Here is a 524-nt window from a genome sequence, read left to right on the forward strand (position 1 = left end):
GTATCGGTGTGGGTGCGGGTGTGCTCTGCAAGGTTCCCTCCCCGGTACACCCATTCCTGGGTGTACTGGCCCGCGGTCGCGGAGGTGACCCGCCCGGACGGGTCATACGCGAAGGCCGCGTCCCCCAGCAACGGGTTCGAAACCTTCACAACCCTCCCGGCGGGGTCGCGGGTGTAGGTGGTGGTGGTTCCGGTGGGGTCGGTGAACACGGTGCGGTTCCCGTCGCCGTCGTAACCCCACGACAGTGCCTGCGTCCCGTTCCCGTTGGACTTTCGGGTGAGGAGTCCGCGCCGGTCAAAGCACAGTTCGTGCTCCACCGCGTACCCCGCCCCGCCGGTGTGGTCCGTGATGACCACCCGCCGGCCCGCCGTGTCGCGTTCGATGGCGGCGATCAGTGCCCCGTCCACCGAGGCCGACGCTTCCCGACCGGCGGTGTCGTAGCTCCAGGTGGTGGTGTGCCCGTCCGGGTCCGTCTGGGACAACTGCCGCCCCGCCGGGTCATACGTGGCGGTGGTGACCCGCCC

Annotated in this window: 1 protein-coding gene; it reads right to left on the bottom strand. The window is 70.0% G+C overall.

Annotated elements, in window-relative coordinates; translation table 11 throughout:
- Positions 1 to 524 (bottom strand): hypothetical protein (locus tag ACR30Z_RS22600; protein WP_434374680.1); only part of this gene is annotated, 524 nt, incomplete at both ends.

The organism is Paenarthrobacter sp. FR1 (assembly GCF_051106045.1).
GTDB classification, from domain to species: domain Bacteria; phylum Actinomycetota; class Actinomycetes; order Actinomycetales; family Micrococcaceae; genus Arthrobacter; species Arthrobacter nitroguajacolicus_A.